The organism is Embleya sp. NPDC020886 (genome assembly GCF_044333915.1).
Taxonomy (GTDB): Bacteria; Actinomycetota; Actinomycetes; order Streptomycetales; family Streptomycetaceae; genus Embleya.
In genome coordinates this window covers 162,453-181,656 of sequence record NZ_JBIRRX010000004.1, presented here as the reverse complement: position 1 = coordinate 181,656, position 19,204 = coordinate 162,453, and the positions used below count along the sequence as shown (strand labels likewise).

Annotated in this window: 16 protein-coding genes and 1 tRNA gene; 8 read left to right on the top strand and 9 right to left on the bottom strand. The window is 70.8% G+C overall.

Translation table 11 applies throughout. The features are described 5' to 3' along the window. Positions 1-51 precede the first annotated feature (51 nt). Positions 52-1,617 (bottom strand): hypothetical protein, encoded by a 1,566-nt coding sequence (locus ACH4U8_RS15850; RefSeq protein WP_395778381.1) that lies wholly within the window; start codon positions 1,615-1,617, stop codon positions 52-54. A gap of 505 nt (positions 1,618-2,122) precedes the next feature. Between ACH4U8_RS15850 and ACH4U8_RS15845 the strand changes: the two genes are divergently transcribed. Both ACH4U8_RS15845 and ACH4U8_RS15840 read left to right on the top strand, forming a co-directional pair. Beyond that, a tRNA-Lys gene (locus tag ACH4U8_RS15845) sits at positions 2,123-2,196 on the top strand. A gap of 226 nt (positions 2,197-2,422) precedes the next feature. Then, positions 2,423-3,637, top strand: coding sequence for a cytochrome P450 (locus ACH4U8_RS15840; protein ID WP_360307596.1), 1,215 nt, complete (start codon positions 2,423-2,425; stop codon positions 3,635-3,637). A gap of 46 nt (positions 3,638-3,683) precedes the next feature. Here ACH4U8_RS15840 and ACH4U8_RS15835 read toward each other — a convergent pair whose 3' ends face one another. The 5 genes from ACH4U8_RS15835 to ACH4U8_RS15815 all read right to left on the bottom strand — a co-directional run bounded on the left by ACH4U8_RS15835 (position 3,684) and on the right by ACH4U8_RS15815 (position 7,980). Continuing rightward, positions 3,684-4,979, bottom strand: a complete 1,296-nt coding sequence (locus ACH4U8_RS15835) for a cytochrome P450 (RefSeq protein WP_360307593.1) — start codon at positions 4,977-4,979, stop codon at positions 3,684-3,686. Then, a complete protein-coding gene (locus tag ACH4U8_RS15830; RefSeq protein ID WP_360307590.1) occupies positions 4,976-5,599 on the bottom strand; it encodes an ATP/GTP-binding protein in 624 nt (207 codons plus the stop codon). The genes ACH4U8_RS15835 and ACH4U8_RS15830 overlap by 4 nt, the downstream gene beginning before the upstream one ends. Next, complete coding sequence (locus ACH4U8_RS15825) at positions 5,580-5,939, bottom strand: DUF742 domain-containing protein (protein WP_360307587.1); 360 nt, start codon at positions 5,937-5,939, stop codon at positions 5,580-5,582. The genes ACH4U8_RS15830 and ACH4U8_RS15825 overlap by 20 nt, the downstream gene beginning before the upstream one ends. Beyond that, positions 5,936-6,397: a roadblock/LC7 domain-containing protein gene (locus ACH4U8_RS15820; RefSeq protein ID WP_360307584.1), complete on the bottom strand. Its 462-nt coding sequence runs from the start codon at positions 6,395-6,397 to the stop codon at positions 5,936-5,938. Before ACH4U8_RS15820 ends, ACH4U8_RS15825 begins: the two co-directional genes overlap by 4 nt. An 83-nt stretch (positions 6,398-6,480) precedes the next feature. After that, positions 6,481-7,980 carry a sensor histidine kinase gene (locus tag ACH4U8_RS15815; RefSeq protein WP_395778379.1) on the bottom strand — a complete coding sequence of 500 codons (1,500 nt, stop codon included), beginning with the start codon at positions 7,978-7,980 and terminating at the stop codon, positions 6,481-6,483. Positions 7,981-8,686: 706 nt separating this feature from the next. Here ACH4U8_RS15815 and ACH4U8_RS15810 point away from each other — a divergent pair. The 3 genes from ACH4U8_RS15810 (at position 8,687) to ACH4U8_RS15800 (ending at position 12,305) form a co-directional block, all read left to right on the top strand. Then, positions 8,687-9,946: an Ig-like domain-containing protein gene (locus ACH4U8_RS15810; protein WP_395778377.1), complete on the top strand. Its 1,260-nt coding sequence runs from the start codon at positions 8,687-8,689 to the stop codon at positions 9,944-9,946. Positions 9,947-10,111: 165 nt separating this feature from the next. Further along, the gene (locus ACH4U8_RS15805; RefSeq protein ID WP_360307575.1) at positions 10,112-11,299 is read left to right on the top strand and encodes an Ig-like domain-containing protein; all 1,188 of its coding nucleotides are present in this window, start codon (positions 10,112-10,114) and stop codon (positions 11,297-11,299) included. Between the two features lie 310 nt (positions 11,300-11,609). Next, the gene (locus ACH4U8_RS15800; RefSeq protein ID WP_360307572.1) at positions 11,610-12,305 is read left to right on the top strand and encodes a DUF6629 family protein; all 696 of its coding nucleotides are present in this window, start codon (positions 11,610-11,612) and stop codon (positions 12,303-12,305) included. A 30-nt stretch (positions 12,306-12,335) separates the two neighbouring features. Here ACH4U8_RS15800 and ACH4U8_RS15795 read toward each other — a convergent pair whose 3' ends face one another. Then, positions 12,336-13,352 (bottom strand): S-adenosylmethionine:tRNA ribosyltransferase-isomerase, encoded by a 1,017-nt coding sequence (locus ACH4U8_RS15795; RefSeq protein ID WP_395778375.1) that lies wholly within the window; start codon positions 13,350-13,352, stop codon positions 12,336-12,338. Continuing rightward, the gene (locus ACH4U8_RS15790) at positions 13,349-14,053 is read right to left on the bottom strand and encodes an SDR family NAD(P)-dependent oxidoreductase (RefSeq protein ID WP_395778373.1); all 705 of its coding nucleotides are present in this window, start codon (positions 14,051-14,053) and stop codon (positions 13,349-13,351) included. The genes ACH4U8_RS15795 and ACH4U8_RS15790 overlap by 4 nt, the downstream gene beginning before the upstream one ends. Positions 14,054-14,186: 133 nt before the next feature. Between ACH4U8_RS15790 and soxR the strand changes: the two genes are divergently transcribed. Then, complete coding sequence (gene soxR, locus ACH4U8_RS15785) at positions 14,187-14,660, top strand: redox-sensitive transcriptional activator SoxR (RefSeq protein ID WP_360307563.1); 474 nt, start codon at positions 14,187-14,189, stop codon at positions 14,658-14,660. An 80-nt stretch (positions 14,661-14,740) separates the two neighbouring features. On the opposite strand, the gene ACH4U8_RS15780 is transcribed toward soxR, so the two are convergent. Further along, positions 14,741-15,997 (bottom strand): hypothetical protein, encoded by a 1,257-nt coding sequence (locus ACH4U8_RS15780; protein ID WP_360307560.1) that lies wholly within the window; start codon positions 15,995-15,997, stop codon positions 14,741-14,743. 286 nt (positions 15,998-16,283) lie between these two features. Between ACH4U8_RS15780 and ACH4U8_RS15775 the strand changes: the two genes are divergently transcribed. Both ACH4U8_RS15775 and ACH4U8_RS15770 read left to right on the top strand, forming a co-directional pair. Beyond that, positions 16,284-17,090, top strand: coding sequence for a YoaK family protein (locus ACH4U8_RS15775; RefSeq protein WP_395778371.1), 807 nt, complete (start codon positions 16,284-16,286; stop codon positions 17,088-17,090). Positions 17,091-17,320: 230 nt separating this feature from the next. Next, a complete protein-coding gene (locus ACH4U8_RS15770; RefSeq protein ID WP_395778369.1) occupies positions 17,321-18,958 on the top strand; it encodes an ABC-F family ATP-binding cassette domain-containing protein in 1,638 nt (545 codons plus the stop codon). The last annotated feature ends 246 nt before the right edge of the window (positions 18,959-19,204 follow it).

The window sequence follows — 19,204 nt, the reverse complement described above, 5'->3', positions numbered from 1 at the left end:
CGAACCGTCCGGTCCCGGGTCAGTGTGGACCATGTCACCGACAGGGGGAATTCAGCTCTGTTCGTCGGCCCCGGGCAGCGCCACGAACCCGGTCTCGTCGGTGGGCGCGAGTTCGCTGAACGATTCCAGCACCTCGTCGAGTTGGCGCACCGCGACCGAGTTCTTGTACGGCTCCAACTGCTTGCGGGTGACCCGCACCCGCTCCATCGCCATCGAATACCAGTGCACTCGCAACATGTCGGCGGCCTGGAACAGTCGGCCGCACGCCTCGTCCACCTGACCGGCCTGAAAGGCCGCCTCGGCCAGGTCGGCGTACATCACCGCGCGCTGTTTGTCGGCGTTGGGCGGCAGGTTCTGCAACGCGTCGTTGAGCGAGCCCTGGGCCTGGTCCATCCGGCGGGCGGTGAGTTCGGCCTTGCCGCGAAAGCCCCACAGCCGGGAGGCGTCGAAGAAGTCCAGCCACGGCGGCGTGGGGGTGTTGTCCGGGTGGCACAGCAGGTCCTCGGCCCGGTCGAGCAGGTGCAGCCCGCGTTCGGGGGTGCCGCGCAGCGACTCGAATTCGGACTGCACCGCGTCGAACCACGCGAGCATCACCATCGGCGCACCGCGCGTAGCCGTCTTGCGTGCGAAGTCCAGGATGTCCTGCGCGGCGGAGGGGGCCGCGTCGAAGGCGGGGATGAACGCGGTGTGGGCGAGCACCGCGGCGGCGAGCAGGGTGTCGCCGGCCTCGTTGGCGGCGCGGTAGGCGACCAGGTAGTGGTCCTGTGCGTCGTGCGGGCGGTCCAGATCGAAGAAGGCCATCCGGCCGGCCAGCATCGCGGTCTCGGCGAGCGAGGCGCCCAGGATCCGGCGGGCCCGGGGGGGGCCGGGGGCGTTGAGCAGTTGGGTGCCCAGGCGCACGTGGGCGATCACCGACGGGTATGCGATGGCGGCGGGGGCGACCCAATACATCTGTCGGTAGGTGCGGGTGAGCATCGCGTACTGGTCCGCGCCGACCACGGTGAGCCGGCCGGCCCGCGAGTGCATCGGCACCGCGAGTGGGCCCGGGTCGGGGGTGTCACGGAGCAGTTGGCGCAGCACCGCGGGGGTGGCGATCTCCAGCGTGCGGGCGGGCGGCTCGGCGACCGGCGAGCCGATCACCCGCAGCGGCGGGCGCACCGGCAGGCCGGGCGGACCGGGGCCGTCGCCCTCCAGACGCCGGCCGCCGACCACGGTGGGGCCGGTCTCCACCGAGGTCCGGGGGGGCACGATCGCGGGCCCGGGCGGCGGCACCGGACCGGGTGGCGGGACCGGGCGCGGGGGCGGCACGGGGCCGGGAGGGGGCACCGGGCCGGAGCGGGCCGGCGGCACCTGGCGGTTGCCCCCGGGGGCCGGGGCGATGGGCACCACCATCGCCCCGCCGACCGGTCCGCCGGTGGGCGGTGGCTGCCGACGGACGCGCGCCTCGCCGTAGGCCTGCTGCTCCCCGTGCTCGGGCGCCCGCCCGATTTCCCGGGTGGGCGCCGGGAACACCGGTGGGACGGGCGGTTGCTCGGCGACGGGAGACGGATCGACGAAGCTCTCGCCGTACTCGGCCAGCTCGGCCTGCCATGGCGGAGTGAACCCGAGGTCGGTCAACGGCCGTTCGAACAAAGCTTGTAGGACCTGTTGATAATCGGGGGTCGGCCAGGGCGGATCCGCGCTTTCCCACCGTCGCACCTGTCGCACGCTGACGCCGAGGCGAAGCCCGCATTCGAGGGCCTTCTTCTCGAAGGCGTCGGCCAATTGCTGCTGGGAAACCCAGCCATGCGAGTGCCGTAGGGCCTTGAGCCGGACATTCCCGGACGAAGGACCGGCCCCCTGCCGCATGGCCATCGGCCCTCCCGGTTACGACGTGCGGTGTGCTGTGCAGGCTGTGATGCCGACGGTACCCGCCGTGAGACTGGCCGGGGGACCTCTTTGCGGATGTCTGGAAAAGGGCGTCCTCCCCGTGTCCTCAAAGAAGTCCTACGGGGGACCTTGCGCGCCCTCGTCACGCTCCATGTGCGCCCCCCTGAGCCATCCGGCGCAGGACGGAAGAGTGTCGAAGGGTGTCGATTTTCGATCGCCGCCGACCCCTGCTAATGTTTCCCACGCAACGCAAGCGCCGCTAGCTCAGTTGGTTAGAGCAGCTGACTCTTAATCAGCGGGTCCGGGGTTCGAGTCCCTGGCGGCGCACCTTGCGAAACGGCGATGGGGCCCTCGGTTCACCGAGGGTCCCATCGCCGTTTCGTCGTTCTCTTCCGCCGTATTTCGGGCTTCTTTCCGGCAATGTCACGGGAACATTTGTTCGCCTCGGTGAATACGGCACCGCATGGACGGGGGTGGACCCCGGGTGTCGTGGTCCATAGCCTGGACGGGTTGGTTGATGATCTTCGATTGCGTTGTTGGACAAGGGGATTCGATGACCGCCCTGGATGTGCCGGACATACTTTCGCCCGAGTTCGCGGCCGATCCGTATCCGCTCTACCGAAGCATGCGTGACGAACACCCGTTGGTGTGGCACGAAGGCATGCAGAGTTGGATCATCTCGCGCTATGCGGACCTGGAACGGGCTTTCAAGGAACCGGTGTTCACCACCGACAACTACGACTGGCAGTTGGAGCCCGTGCACGGGCGGACCATCCTGCAGATGAGCGGGCGCGAACACTCGGTGCGGCGCGCACTGGTGGCGCCCGCGTTTCGCGGCAACGCCCTTCAGGAAACCTTCATGCCGGTGATCGAGCGCAATGCCCGGCGGCTGGTGGACGCCTTCCGCGAGCGCGGATCGGTGGACCTGGTGCCGGAGTTCGCCCAGCGCCTCCCGGTGGACGTGATCGCCGACATGCTCGGCCTGGACCAGGCCGACCACGCGCGCTTCCGGGGCTGGTACACGTCGGTCATCGCGTTCCTGGGCAACCTGAGCCAGGACCCCGACGTGGCCGCGTCCGGGTTGCGCACGCGCGACGAGTTCGCCGCGTACCTGCTGCCGCTGATCGCCGAACGGCGCGCGAATCCGGGCACCGATCTGCTGTCCACGCTGTGCCTGGCCGAAATCGATGGCACTCGAATGAGCGACGAGGACATCAAGGCCTTCTGCAGCCTGCTCCTGGCCGCCGGCGGCGAAACGACGGATAAGGCGATCGCGAGCCTGTTCAAGAACCTGCTCGAACACCCCGACCAACTCGCCGCGGTACGCGCGGACCGGTCGTTGATCCCGCGCGCCTTCGCGGAGACGCTGCGCTTCTCGCCGCCGGTGCACATGATCATGCGCCAGCCCGCCGAGGACGTCGAGCTCAGCGGCGGCGTGGTGCCCGCCGGCAGCACGCTCACCTGCCTGATCGGCGCGGCCAACCGGGACGACCGGCGCTACGCGCACCCCGACCGGTTCGACATCTTCCGCGAGGACCTGACCGCCAAGACGGCGTTCTCCGCGGCGGCCGACCACCTGTCCTTCGCGCTCGGCCGGCACTTCTGCGTCGGCGCGCTGCTCGCGGTGGCCGAGGTCGAGGTGGGCACCAACCAACTCCTCGACGCGATGCCCGACCTGGCCTTCGCCCCCGGGTTCGCACCCACCGAGAAGGGCGTGTTCACCCGCGGCCCGGTCGCGCTGCCGGTGACCTTCACGCCGGCGGCCTGACGCGCGGTTCGGGGCGGGCGTCGGGCCCGCCCCGAACCGACCGGGGTCAGCCCACGTACGCGGGGGTGAACTCGACCGGGAGATCCTCCAGGCCGCGCATCCACACCGAGTCGCGCCAGACCAGCTCCCGGGTGGGCACCGAGAGGTTGACGTCCGGCAGCCGGTCGAGCAGTACCTCGATCGCGGCGCGCGCGATCACCTCGGCCAACTCCGGGGCCGGGTACGGGCAGCGGTGCTCGCCGTGGCTGAAGGACATGTGCGCGTTGTTGCCCGCGGCGCCGACGTAGGAGTCCGGGCGCACCTGCGGGTCGGTGTTGGCCGCCGACAGACCCAGCACGAGCAGGTCGCCGGCCTTGATCTTCTGACCGCCGAGCACCGTCGCGCGCACCGCCCAGCGGCCGATGAAGTTCTGCGTGGGCGTGTCCTCCCACAACACCTCGTTCAGCGCCTGCCCGACGCTGCGTCGGCCACCGAACAGGGTCAGCGCGAAGCGGTCGTCGGTCAGCATCAGCCGCAGCGTGTTGCCGATCCAGTTCGCGGTGGGCTGCTGGGCGGCGGCCATCACCACGAGCATGTCCTGGATCAGTTCCTCCTCGGCCAACCCGGCCGGGTGCGCGAGCAGTCGCGAGGGCACGTCGGCGCCCGGGTGTTCGCGCTTGCGCTCCAGCAGCCGGGCCATCGTGGCCCGGACCCGCAGGTGCGCCTCGACCGCACCGTCGCCGCCGTCCAAAGAGCCGGCCAGGTCCTGCACCAGCGCGGGGGTCTCCTGCTCGGGCAGCCCGAACAACCCGGCCACCACGAGCGAGGGCAGCCGGTGCGCGTAGTCGGCCATCAGTTCGGCCTCACCCACCCCGGCGAACTCGTCGACCAGGTGGTCCGCGATCCGCTCCGCCTGAGCGCGCAGCTCGAACTGGTCCACCGCCGCGAGCGCGTCGCTGATCGCCCCGGAGCGGCGCCGGTGTTCGGGCCCCTCGGTGAACATCACCGACGGCTGATAGCCGACGAACGGCATCAGCGGCCAGTCCGGCGCGATCCGGTCCCACGCGTGCCAGCGCCGCGAGTCGCGGGCGAACAGTTGGTCGTTCGCGGTGACGTGGTGCACCTCGCGGTAGCCGAGCACGAACCACGCGGGGATGTCACCGTCGAGCAGGATCGGCGCCACCGAGCCGTGCTCCTGCCGCAGTTTGCGGTACATGCGGTGCGGGTCCTGCCACAGACCCGGGCCGGACATGCGCTCGGCACCCGCGTGCGAGGCTTCCGACGGCCCGCCGCCCGCATGGGCCGGGCAACCCTCCGGCGGCGCGGAGGCGCTCGGGTCGTTGAGGTCCGAAGGCGTGGTCACAGGGCGCGCTCCCGGGCGGCAGACAACGTGTAGAGGTGGTTCACCAACGCGATCAGCACGGCCTTGCTGGACTCCCGGCTGCGCGCGTCGCAGTCGATCATCGGTATCGCCGCGGGCAACGACAGCGCGTCGCGCACCTCGTCCAGGCTGTGCTCGGGCGGATCGAAGTTGTTGCGGGCGAGCACGAACGGCATGCCGTGGTGCTCCAACCGGTCGATCGCGTACCAGGAGTCCTCCAGTCGCCGGGGGTCCACCAGCACGACCGCGCCGAGCGTGCCGGAGAACAGCCGGTCCCACAGGAACCAGAAGCGTTCCTGGCCGGGGGCACCGAACAGGTAGAGCACCATCTCGTCGTTGAGCGAGATCCGACCGAAGTCGAAGGCGACCGTGGTCGTGGTCTTGCCGTCCGCGCTGCGCGCGTCGTCGATGCCCACGCCCGCCCGGGTCATCGTCTCCTCGGTGTTGAGCGGACGGATCTCGCTCACCGAGCGCACCATCGTCGTCTTGCCGACGCCGAACCCGCCCACGATGGCGATCTTGAGCCCGTCGCGCGCGGTGCTCGCCAGGGGGGTACGCACGGCCGCCGCGGACGTGGCGAGCTCAGAGGTTGTGGAGTCCAACGAGCACCTGCTTCAGGATCTCGGTATCGGGTAGTTGCGCCCGGCGCGGGGACGTGCGCGGGTGCCGTGCGGTGATTCGCCCCGTGTCGAGCAGATCGCACAACAGGATCTTCACCACGCCCACGGGCAGGCCCAGTTCGGCGGCGATCTCCACGACGGCGGTGGGTCGATCGCACATCCGCAGGATCCGGACGTGCTCGGATTGCATGCCCGGACTCGGTTCGCATTCGCTGACGATCAGCGTCACCAGGTCGAACGCTTCCTCGTTCGCCTGGGTGCGACCGTTGGTGACCGTGTACAGCCGGTCCGGGTCCCCGGTGTCGACTGGCCGCCGAATCATGTCGATCGGCCGCCTTCGTCGAACTCCCGGGCCGGTGTGCTCAGGTACTCGCCGATCTGTTCGACCAGTTCGTTCATGTTGTGGCCGACCACGCCCGCGTCCGCGTCGTCGTCCGCGATCACCGCGAGGTGGGCGCCCTCGCCGGCCTCGACGATGAACAGGATGCCGCCGTGGAACTCGGTCATCGACTGCCGGACGCCGCCGCTGCCGTCGCCGAACTCGATCGAGGCGCCGTGCGACAGGCTCTGGATGCCGGAGGCGATGGCCGCGAGTTGGTCCGCCTGATCCACCGTGAGTCCGGCGGTGCGGCACAACTTGAGGCCGTCCTTGGACAACACCAGCGAGTGCCGGGTGCCCGGGGTGCGCTCGATCAGGTTCTCCAGCAGCCAGTCGAGGTCACGCTCGGGCTGCCGCTGGGTACCGCGCTGTGCGTCGGTGCCGTGTGCTGTTGCGCTCATAGGGCTTCCGAGGTGGACATCCGGTCCGGATGGCCGACCTCCGCCTCCGTTCTCTCGTTGCGTACGACCCGGCGAAGGGGCGATCAGGAATTGTCGTCGGGGGACGCCGTCACGTCCCGACCCGGCCGTTCGCCCTGGATCGCCTGGCGGAACGCGCCGAAGCGGGCGCCGGGCGCGGGACGGGGCTTGCTCGCTCGCGGGGCCGGGTCGGGGCGCGACTCGGCCCGCTCGGCCGCCTTGGCCGCGGCGGCCAGGGTCTGCCCGGGGCGGCGCTTGGCCAGCCCGGAGAGGGTGGGTGCCGCGGGCGCCGATTCGGGCGCCGCGGGGGTCGGCTCGGCCGGCGAGGCGAGGAGCGCCGGCGCCGGCTCGGCCGGCTTCGCCGCGACGCGCCGCGCCGGCGCCGGACGTGCGTCGGGCACGGCCCGCTTGCGCGGCTCGGGGCGGGCCTCGCCGACCAGTTGACGGGGAATCATCACCACGACGCCGGTGCCGCCGCGCGAGGACGGTCGGAAGGACACCGTCAACCCGTGCTTGCGGGCCAGACAACCGACCACGGCCAGGCCCAATCGGGTGCCGGAGAGGGTGGTCAGGTCCAACGCCTCCGCCGCGACCGCCTGTTCGGCCCGCCGCAGGGCGAACTCGCCCATCACCAGGCCGCCGTCCTCGACGGTGACCACGACACCCGCGGGTACGTCCTCGACGTAGACGTGCACCTGCTCGGACGGCGGCGAGAACTTGGTCGCGTTGTCCATCAGTTCGGCGAGTGCGTGCATGACGCCCTCGGCCGCGTAGCCGGCCACCGCCGCCTCGCTGGTCGAATGCACCCGCACCCGCTGGTAGGCGCTGATCCGGCCGACCGCGCCGCGCAGGATGCTCTCCATCACGATCGGCTTGGTCCACCGGCGGCCCGAACGCGCGCCGGTGAGCACCGCGATGCTGTCCGCGAGCCGACCCGCCTGGGCGGTGCTGTGGTCCAGCCGCAACAGGTCGCCGAACACCTCCTCGCCGTGCCGACCCTCCATCTCGCGCAGGTCCGCGAGCATGCTGGTGGACAGCGCCTGCACCCGGCCGGCGGCGTTCGCACACGCGGACATCGCCGCGGCGCGCATGCGCTCGCCCTGGCCGACCTCGCGGGCGACGGTGGCCAGCGTGCGCTGCAACGCCTGGTGTTGCGGGGCCGATACGCCGGCGAGCGCGGTGTCCACCGACGCGCCCTCGCGCAGCAGCGTCACCAGCGCCGGCAACGTCTCGTCGGCGAGCCGGGTCGCCTCGGCCTCGAACGCCGACACGCGATCCCGGTTGTCGTCGTTCCACCGGGCCGCGTTGCCCTCCATCTCGGCGATCCGGGCCCGCAACCGATCCGCGGTGCCGACCGCGTGCACGGTGGCCGCGACCGCGATGGCGAGCGCGAGCGCGACCGCCACGCCGCCCACCGCCACGGCGGTGCGGTGATTGGAGCCGACGACGGACACCGCCCACCCGACCGCGCCGGCGGTGATGATCGACACGGCCGCGAAGGCGAGCAGCGCCCGTCCCAGAGGCGGTCGTTCGGACCGGGCGCGAGGGGGCATGTGTGCTGACATCAAGCGGATCCTCGTTGCCGGGGGCGGGTCGGGCGTGAGCCTACCGGGCCGGATCCGGACGTGCGCAACACCGACGTTCCGGACGCAGGCGTAGCCTGACCTGTCGCCAACTGCCCGGAAATGTCCGGGACTTACCCTCTCTGGGCAATCCGGAACAGCCCGCCGAAACCGCCGCCGACCACTGATTCCGGCCGTCTTGCGGCGACACCCACACGGCCGACCGGGGCCCTTCGGGCGACGGACGACACCGGCACGGTGATCAGTGTCACCACGATCGCCTCGAACTCGTGTCCGGTCGGCCGGATTTCACCGGTCGACGCCGTATTTCGGCCGGCGTGTCGCGCGTGCACGGGATTACCCGGCCACGTCGGCCCGGGCGCTATATCTTTGCGAACGTCGCCCGCGCAAGCCGCGCGCCGAGGCCGATTCGACCGCCGGATCACTCGGCACGAGGGGCTCGCACGGCGGGCGCGAACCCGGGAATCCGCCGCCGTACCGGCCCCCGGCCGGTACCGAGGGCGCCCGAGGACCGGCTTCGGCCACGGTCCGAAACGGGGTTCCCATGGTTCATACGAGACATACATCACATCCCTCGGAGAGCAACCTGAGGGGCCTTCCGGAAGTCAATGATGCGGAGACTCGCGTCGCGCGGCCTCCGTCTTCTCGACCCGTTTGAAGGGAACCCCGAAACGTGGCAGGTAAAGCGATGCGACGGCGCACCATTCCGGCCGTCCTGGTCGCCGGCGCGATCCTGTTCACGGGGGCCTGCGGGCTGCTGGGCGGCGACGACAAGGGCGACAAGACGAGCAACGCGGGCAGCGAGTCCAAGGTGACCCCCGGGGCCGCCGGCGGTGCCGCGGGCGGCACCGAGTCGGGCAAGCCCCAGGATCCCGCCAAGGGCGCCGCTCCCCAGGTGAACACGAACCCCGAGGACGGCGCGACCGGGGTCGACCTGGCCGACCCGCTGACCTTCGCGGTCGACGGCGGCAAGGTCACCGCGGTCAAGGTGGTCAACGCGCGGGGCGAGTCGGTCGACGGCACGCTGGCCGCGGACGGCAAGACCTGGAAGCCCAAGGTCCCGTTCACGCCGGGCGGTCAGTACACGGTGAGCACCACCGCCACCAACGCGGACAACCAACCGACGACGGTGTCCACCAGGTTCACCACCCAGACGCTGGGCAAGGAGGTGACCGCGTCGATCTTCCCGGACGGCGGGACGGTCGGCGTCGGCCAGCCGGTGTCGGTGCGCTTCGACCGGCCGATCACCAACAAGGCCGAGGCGGAGAAGGCGATGAAGGTCACCGCCACCCCGGCGGTGTCCGGCGCGTGGCACTGGTTCGGCAACACGCGCGTGGAGTGGCGACCCAGGGAGTACTGGAAGGCCGGCACCAGGGTCAAGGTCGACCTCAACCTGCGCGGCGCGGACCTGGGCGGCGGTACGGGCTCCAAGCAGTACAAGAGCTTCAACTTCGCCATCAGCAACATCGCCCGGATCTCCACCGTCGACGTGGCCGCCAAGACGATGACCACGACCGAGAACGGCAGGGTGGTCAGGACCACCAAGGTCACCACCGGCGAGTCCCCCAAGTACGACACATGGGGCGGCGTGATGGTGGTGATGGAGAAGTACGCCCAGACCCGGATGAACTCGGCCACCGTGGGCCTGGGCAAGGAGTACGACATCGCGGACGTCCCGTGGGCCGTCCGGATCACCACCTCGGGCACCTTCGTGCACGGCAACTACTGGTACGACAAGGCGAATCCGCCGTTCGGTCGGGTCAACACCAGCCACGGCTGCGTGAGCATGACGCCCGACGACGCCAAGTGGTTCTACGACCACGCGGATCGCGGTGACGTGGTCAAGGTGATCAACACCAAGGAGCGCACCGTCGCGGCCGACAACGGCTACGGCGCGTGGAACCTGACCTGGTCGCAGTGGTTGGCCACGAGCGCGACCAAGCAGTGACGCGGGTCCGACCTCCGGGGGCGCGCCGCGATCGTGCCCCCGGTCGTCGATCGGGCCGCCCGGACGACTGAGACCGCGATCACACCGCCCCCCGCGCAACGGCTGCGCCGCCGCCGGCGTCACTGTGGTGAATCCACAGACGGCCGAGCCCGGGGGAACCTTTCCATGCCTCGAACCACCCAGCGCCTGGGGATCGCCGCGATCGTCGCGGCGTCCCTGTTGTTGACCGGTGCCTGCAGCAAGGACGACGCGAAGAAGAAGGCACCGGATCCGGCGAAGGCGGCCGGTGAGAACCGCAACGGTCCGGCCGAGGCGGCCACGGTCACCCTGACCCCGGCGGACAGGACCACCGGGGTCGAGCCCGGGACGCCGATCACGGTCGCGGTCGGCGGCGGCAAGGTCTCCGAGGTCACGGTGACCAACGCGGGCGGCGAGACGGTGGACGGCGCGCTCGCGGGCAACGTGTGGAAGCCCAAGGTGCCGTTCATGTACGGCGGCAAGTACAAGGTGACCGCGACCGCGACCAACGCGGAGAACAAGCCGACCACCGCGACCGCCGCGTTCACCGTGCTCAACCCCACCCAGGCGGCGACCGCTACGTTCATGCCGGACGCCGATTCCACCGTCGGCGTCGGTCAGCCGGTCTCGATCACCTTCGACGAACCGGTGAAGAACCACAAGGCGGTGCAGGAGGCGATCAAGGTCACCGCCACCCCGGCGGTGGACGGCGCCTGGCACTGGTTCGGCAACTCGCGGGTGGAGTGGCGGCCGAAGGACTACTGGCAGGTCGGCACCCAGGTCAAGGTGGACCTCAACCTGCGTGGTGTGGACCTCGGCGGCGGCGTGATGTCGAAGCAGTTCAAGAGCTTCTCGTTCAAGATCTCGGACACCAAGCGGATCGCCGTCGTGGACGCCAACGCGCACACGATGACCGTCTCGGAGAACGACCAGGTGGTCAAGACGATCCCGATCACGGCGGGCGAGGACCCCAAGTACACGACGTGGAACGGGATCATGGTGATGCAGGAGCGTTACCCCACGCTCGACATGAACTCGCAGACGGTGGGTCTGGGCAACGAGTACAACCAGCCGGCCGTGCCGTTCGCGATGCGGATCACCGAATCGGGCACGTTCCTGCACGCGAACACGTGGGCGCCGAACAACCCGTTCGGCAACGCCAACACCAGCCACGGCTGCGTCAGCATGACCCTGGAGAACGCCAAGTGGTTCTACGAGCGTTCGATCCGCGGTGACATCGTGCAGGTCAAGGGCAACGAGGAGAAGCCGGTCGCGGGCGACAACGGCTACGGCGCGTGGAACCTGTCCTGGGAGCAGTGGACCGCCGGCAACTGACCCACCGGCCGACGGACACCCCGAACACGCGGACTAACCTGTCGGGGTGACCACCCGTCGGGACCCACCGCGGGCCCGGTCGCACGCTGTTTGCGGCGGCCGGGCCCAACCACCCGGGTCGACCGATGGTACGTGCCCACTACACGGGAACGTGACCGAGACCACGGCGGTGAACGCGCCCGAATGAGCGTATGAACTGTTGAACACATCGACGCCGGGTACGCCTGCCAGGAAACAACCGTTTTGACAGCCGTCCCGACACCCTTTCGAGGATCCCCCGACAACCCTTCCCTGGCGAGACGAGGCAGCCGTGTGTTGGAGCGCCGAAGCCGATCTCGTGATGGGCAGCGCCATCACGGCCGTGGGTATAGCAAGCGTCGCGTCGGTCCGGCGGATCAACGATCTGCCGATGGCGATGTTGCCGGTGATCCTCGGCGCCCATCAACTCGTCGAGGCGGTGGTGTGGAAGGGCGAGCGGGGTGCGGTGTCCGCCGGCACCGCCGAGATCGCGCGCGAGGTCTGGGCCGTGATCGCCTTCCCGCTGCTGCCCGCGTTCGTCCCGCTCGCCGTGGTGGCCGCGCAATGGCCGCTGAAGCGCGGCCGGGAGCGGGTCCGGGCGGCCTGCTTCGTGGTACTGGGCCTGGTGGTCGCCGGCGCACTCGGACACGCGCTGGCCTCGCGCCCGGTGAACGCCGAGATCTGCGGGAACACCGTGCGCTACTCGGTGGGCATTCCCGGCGCCCCGTGGGTGATCGCCGGCTATCTGGTGGCGACCCTGGGGTCGTTGTTGTTGGCCCGGGACCGATTGTTGCGTTTCCTGGGTCTGGTCTGCGCGATCGGTGCGGCCGTCACGATGCGCCTGTGGTTCCACTCCTTCGCCTCGACCTGGTGCGCGGTGGCCGCCGCCGCGAGCGTGATCGTGTTGTGGTGGGTGCGCTCCAGACGCGACCTGCCACCGGGAGGCCCGGGGCACCGACACGGGCCGGTCTCCCAACTCGTGTCCTAGGCCCGGGTCCGGCGGATCTTGGTGGGGGGGTCAGGGCAACAGCAGCGAGCTGTCCCCGAATTCGTGCCACAGGTAGCCCTGGGCGAGCGCCTCGTCATATGCCCGGCGGACCACCGTCGGGCCCACCACCGCCTCCAGGAGCAGCAGGTGGGTGGCCTCCGGCGCGTGCAGGCCGCTGATGATGCCGTGCACCACCCGGGCCGGTCGGTCCGGACCGAGCAGTAGATCGGTCCAGCCGCGCGCGGCCGCGATCTCGCCGTCGGGTCGGACCGCCGACTCCAGCGCCCGGGTCACCGTGGTGCCCACCGCGATCACCCGACGGGCCTGGCGGACCAGGCTCGCCGTGTGCTCGGGCACGCTGAACCACTCGCGCAGCGGCGGCTCGCCCACGTCCGGCGAGGACACCCCGGTATGCAGCACGATCGGCGCGACGGTGACGCCGCGGGTGATCAGGTCGACCACGAGTTCGTTGGTGAACGGGCGCCCCGCGCTGGGCATCTCGGCGCTGCCCTCGTCGCGCGCGAAGACCGTCTGATACGCCGTCAGCGGCCATCGGTCGCGCAGGTAGGCGTAGGTGATCGGGCGGCCGCGCTCGGCCAGGAAGGTCTCCACCCGGGCCTGCGGCACGGTGATCCGCGCCTTCCACAACCGCTGCGGGGTGTGTTCGACCGGGTACGGATCCAGCAGCAGCGCCATCCCGCAGCCGGTGCCGGGAAAGCGCACCGCCTCGAACCGGCGCACCCCGCTCACCGGCCCGGGCGTGCCGTCGGTGTGTCGCAGTTCGAGCACCCAGGTCTCGTCGTCGATCCGGGTGGCGAAGTGCACGGTCACCGGCGAGCCGTCGGCACGGTAGCCGTCCACCGCGGCGGGCAGCGTCGCGGAGGTGTTCACCACCAGCAGGTCGCCGGAGCCCAGATGCCGACCGAGGTCGCGGAACACGGTGTGCTCGACCCGCTCCCGGGCGTGCACGAGCAGCCGGACGCCGTCGCGGGAGAGTCCGCGCGCCTCGGCGGGTTCGGTCGCCGCCTGGGCGACCGGGGTGCTCACGAGGTCACCGCCGAGGCGAACTCGGCGACGGTGTACCGGCCGCTCGCGGGCCGCTCGTCGAGCAGCCGCAGCAGCGCCGGCGCCACCGTCGCGGCGGCGGGCCGATCCGAGACGTCCTCGCCCGGGAACGCCTGGCGGTGCAGTTCGGTGTTCATGTCGCCGGGATCGAACGCGTAGACGTCCAAGCCGGGTTGCTCGACGGCCAGGGTCGCGGTGACGTGGTCCAGGGCGGCCTTGGTGGAGCCGTAGCCGCCCCACCCGGGGTAGGCGTTGACGGCGGCATCCGAGCTGATGTTCACGACCGCGCCGCGATCGGGACCGCCGAGCAGCAGTGGCAGGGTCAGTTGGGCGAGCGCGAGCGGTCCGAACACGTTCACCTCGTACGTGCGGGCCAACTCGGCGAGGGGGTGGTCGGCGATGGGCGGCATCGGGCTCGGGCCGAGCACGCTCGCGTTGTTGACGAGCAGGTCGAGCCGACCGGACTCGCGGACCGCGTCGAGCAGTTCGCGGCGATGAACGGGGTCGGCCACGTCGCCGGCGACGGCGGTCACGTCGGCGCCGGGGCGCAGTTCGTCGGCGGCGCGAGCCAGGTCGGCGGCTCCGCGGGCGTCCAGGACCAGGGTCCAGGAGCGGACGGCGAGCGCGTGGGCCAGGGCCAGGCCGAGCCCGCGCGAAGCGCCGGTGATCAGTGCGACAGGCATGGTGTTCTCCAGGGGAAATCCTCACCCCACCCGGTGATGGGTTGCCCCTCTACACTGCAAGTTCAAGTGCACTTCAGGTCAAGCGAACGAAACCGGGACGGACCGGATCGTGGACCGGACTTCAGGAGGCGGCGTGCTCACCGGGACGGACTTGTTGACGGTCGGCCAGATGACCGCGCGCAGCGGATTCGCGGCATCCGCCCTGCGTTACTACGAGGCGGAGGGATTGATCAGCGCGAGCCGCACGACGGGCGGACAACGCCGCTACGAGCGGCACATCCTGCGCCGGCTGGCGTTCATTCGCGCGGCGCAGAACATCGGCCTGTCCCTGGAGGAGATCAAGGAGGCGCTCGGCAGGCTCCCGGAAGGCCGAACGCCCACGCCGGCCGACTGGGCGAAGATCAGTCGGGCCTGGCGCGGGCGTCTGGAGCAGGAGATCGAGGCACTGGTACGGCTGCGGGACGGCCTGGAACAGTGCATCGGCTGCGGCTGCCTGTCGATGAAGCGCTGCCGTATCTCCAACCCCGACGACGTGGCCGCCCGCTACGGCTCCGGCGCGGTAACCCTCCCCGAACTCCTCCGCGAAGACCGGCGCGCACACGGCTGACGCCGGCCGGTGACCTCGAACGCCGGCCGAGCCGGATTCGGCCGGGCCGGCGTTCGAGGCCGAGCGGTCCGCGGGTGCGATCAGTACCGATCCCGCACCACCGCCGGAACCGCGGGAGCGCCCGGCGGCACCGTGAGCGTCGACCAATTCGGCTTCGCGCCGATGTCGTACGTCCGCAACTTCGCGAGGACCGCGGGATCCTGGACGTCGAGCCAGTCCACCAGGTCGCGGAAGCTCACACACTTGGTCTCCGGTCGCGCGCACGCGGTCCGCATGGTGCGCTCGACGGCCTTCATGTAGATGCCGCCGTTCCACCCCTCGAAGTGGTTGCCGATCAGCAGCGGCGCCCGGTTCCCGGTATAGGCGCGGTCGAAGCCGGCCATGTAGCTCGCGAACGCCTGATCCTCCCACTCCTGGTACTTGGCCGGATCGCCCTTGACCGTGCGCGACTGGTTGAACATCACGTTGTAGTCCATCGACAGGACCTCGAACTTGCGCCCCGGCAGCGGAATCTGCTGCAACGGCAGGTCCCACACCCCGTTCACCTTGACCGGCCACACCTGCCGCCCACCGGGCGAACTCGCGTCGTAGCGAAAGCCCAGCGACGGTTCGGCCGCGAGCAGCGCCTTCTGACCCTCCAGGCACGGCGCCCGGCCGCCGATCAGTTCCTTGTCGTAGTCGAACGGAAGCGCCGGCAGGTCGGCCCAGCCGGTGTTGGTCTTCCAGTTCTTGACGAACGCCTTGGCCTGCTCGACCTCGCTGCGCCAGTCGTCGGCCGACCACGAACCGCCGCCGGTCGGCCCGCAGAAGTGGCCGTTGAAGTGCGTGCCGATCTCGTGGCCCTCGTTCCACGCGGCGCCGAGCTGTTCCAGCGTCATCCGCAGGTGCGCGTCGTCGAGGTAGCCGATGTCCGAGGCCCCGATCGGCTTGTGCGGCGGCTGGTACCTGGCCTTCCGGGCCTCCGGCAACACGTACACCCCGGACAGGAACAGCGTCATCTTCGCGTTGCTCTCCTTGGCCACCTGGCGGAAGCGGGAGAACAACTTCTTGTCGTCCTCGCCGGCGCCGTCCCAGGAGAACACCACGAACTGCGGCGGGACCTGGCCCGGCGCGAGCTTCTCCGGCTTGAGCCGGCCCGGCTGCTCGCCCGTATTCGAGGTCGAGCCGTCGCCGATCAGGGTCGGTGCCTGCGCGGGCGCTGCCTGGCCACCCCGAGCCGGCGCGCCGGCCTGCTGCTTCGGGTCGTCGCCCTGTCCGCGGGCGAAGACGACGAAGCCGATGGCGGCGACCACCGCCACCACCAGGACGATTGCGGCCGCGCCGCGGGATGATCGCACGAGTGCCCCAAATGGTCGGAATCATAGGGAAATTCACAGCAGGCTAAGTCGACCGTCGCCACGGTTGGGGGCACGCCGAGCCGCGCGAAAGTCGATGATCACCGCATGGGGTGAACCGGTACGGCCACTCGGCGGCAGCGTGATCGCGTTCACCGGCCGGCCCAGGTGTCGGCGCCCGCCGGACGGGCTATGGATAGCCGGGTCGGCGCCGGAGACCGGGCATCCCGACGGCGGTCGAGGTCGACCGAAGCACGGCCGATCCCGCGGCCGATCCGAAGGGGGCGCGATGCGTGAAACGCTTCGGGAGGCGAAGGACACCCTCGTGCCGCCCCGCGAGGTGGGTCCGCTCCCGCCGCTGCTGATCGTGCTCACCGTGGTGACCGGCCTGGTGGACGCGCTGAGCTACCTGGAACTGGGCCGGGTGTTCGTCGCGAACATGACCGGCAACGTGGTCTTCACCGGCTTCGCCCTGGCCGGCACTCCCGGCCTGTCCGTGGCCGCCTCGATGGCCGCCCTGGCCGCGTTCCTGGTCGGCGCCGCCGCCGGTGGCCGACTCGGCGCCGCGTTCGGCGACCGGAAACTGCTCCTGCTCCGGGTCGGGTGCACCCTCCAGGCCGTGCTGATCGCGGCGGCCCTGGTGGTGGCGGCGGCGGTGAGCGGACTGGGCACCGGCGAGCGATACACGCTGATCCTGCTCCTGGGCCTGGCCATGGGGCTGCAGAACGCGGTGGCCCGGCGGCTGGCCGTACCGGACCTGACCACCACGGTGTTGTCCCAGACGCTCACCGGACTCGCCGCGGACCTGCGCCGCTTCGGCGGCCCCGGCTCGCGCGCGGGCCGTCGGCTGCTCGCCGCGGTCGCGATGGCCCTAGGCGCGTTCTCCGGCGCGACGCTGGTCCTGCAGGTGCACGTGCTGATCGCCTTCGCCGCACCGCTCGTGCTGCTGGTCGGCGTGGCCGGGTGCGCCTACCGCCTGGATCGCCCGACACGCGCGGCCGGGGTCCGGGACGAGGTCGCGCGTCCGCCCCACCCGGACGCCGATCCGGGGCCGGTCGGGCCGCCGGACGGACCGCCGGACGGAAAAAGCGTTTGAGGTTCGCCTCGACCGGGGGTTAGCCTGGTCCGGTCACATTGTCGTCCGTCTGGATGGTCCGTTGCGCATCTGAGGTCAGGACATCGCGCCGCTTGAGCCCGAGTGCTCGCGGTCGCGTTCTCGACCTCGGTGTGGCCGTCCCGGACGACTTTTTCATGTCCGGCTCCCCCCGATCCCGCCGCGCGGTGTCCCACGCGATCCGTTCGTCACGCGTCTCCGGGAGCCACCCCATGTCTTTTCCGACCGCACCCGCGATCGTCTGTTCCGACCTGTCCTTCGCCTGGCCCGACGGAACGCCCGTCTGCACCGGCCTCGACCTTGCCATCGGCAACGGCCGAACCGGCCTGGTCGGAGTCAACGGCGCGGGCAAGTCGACCCTGCTCAAACTGATCGCCGGCGTCCTGCGGCCCACCTCCGGGTCGATCACCGTCGGCAGCGACCTCGGCTACCTGCCGCAACATCTCCCGCTCGACGCGGACCGCCCGGTCGACGACGTAATGGGCATCGCCGAAACGCGCGCCGCGTTGCTGGCGATCGAGGCCGGCGACGCGGACGTACGGCACTTCGACGCGGTCGGCGACGACTGGGACGTCGAGGAACGCGCCCGGGCCCAACTGGACCGTCTCGGGCTGCCGCACGTCGATCTCGACCGCACGGTCGGCACGCTGTCCGGCGGCGAGTCGGTGCTGCTCGGGCTCGCCGCGTTGTTGCTGCGTCGTCCCGACGTACTGCTCCTGGACGAGCCGACCAACAACCTCGACGCGTCCGCGCGCGAGCGGCTGTACGACGCGGTGCGGGGATATTCGGGCGTACTCCTGGTGGTCAGCCACGACCGGGTGCTGCTCGATCTGGTGGACCGGATCGTCGAATTGCTCCCGGACCGGGCCCGCACCTACGGCGGAAACCTGAGCGCGTATCTGGAGGTCCTGGAACAGGAGCGGGCGACCGCCGAACGGCTGGTCCGCACCGCCCAGACCGACCTGCGCAAACAGAAGCGGGAACTGGCCGAGGCCCAGGTGCGATTGGCCCGCCGGGTCCGGACCGGCCGCAAGGCCCAGTTGGAAGGGGGCCTGCCCAAGATCGTCGCGGGCAACCTGAAGCGGGCCGCCGAGGTCTCCGCCGGCAAGCTCCGGGGCACCCAGGAGGGCCGGCTCGACGACGCCCGCACCCGGTTGTCCGAAGCGAAGGACGCGGTCCGGGACGACAAGGAGATCCGGATCGAGCTGCCCGAGACCGAGGTGCCCGCCGGGCGCACGGTGCTCGTGGCCGAGGGCCTGAACACCGCGGACGGGCTGTACGGGCCGGACGGCCTGGACCTGATCGTGCGCGGCCCCGAACGCATCGCACTGACCGGCGACAACGGCGCGGGCAAGACCACGCTGCTTCGGCTGCTCACCGGTGCGGAGCAACCGGCCGCGGGCACGGTGCGGATCGGCGTCGAGGGGGTGCGTCATCTGCCCCAGCGGCTGGACGTGCTGGACGAGGACGCGAGTGTCCTGGACAACGTGCGCCACTTCGCGCCCTCGGCGACGGACGCGCAACTACGCGGCCGGCTGGCCCGCTTCCTCTTCAAGGGCAACCGCCCCGATCAGCAGGTACGCACCCTCTCCGGCGGCGAACGTTTCCGCGCGGTCCTGGCCGCACTCCTGTCCGCCGAACCGCCGCCACACCTACTGATCCTCGACGAGCCCACCAACAACCTGGACCTGGCCTCGGTCCACCAACTCGAACAAGCCCTCAACGCCTACCGAGGAGCCCTCCTGATCGCCACCCACGACCGCCCCTTCCTCACCAACATCGCCATCACCCGAGAACTCCCCCTCCACCGAGGCCACGGCCTCACACCCCCCACCGAAACCCCAACCTGACCAACCCCAACCCAGCCCCTCCAGCCCGGCCGGCGCATGAGAGCACTCAGCCCGGCCGGCGCTTGAGGCCACTCAGCCCCGCCGGCGCTTGAGGCGAACCCAGCCCGGCCGGCGCTTGAGGCCACTCAGCCCCGCCGGCGCTTGAGGCGAATCAGCCTCGCCGGCGCTTGAGGCGAACCCAGCCCGGCCGGCGCTTGAGGCGAATCAGCCCCGCCGGCGCATGAGGCGAACCCAGCCGGGCCGAGC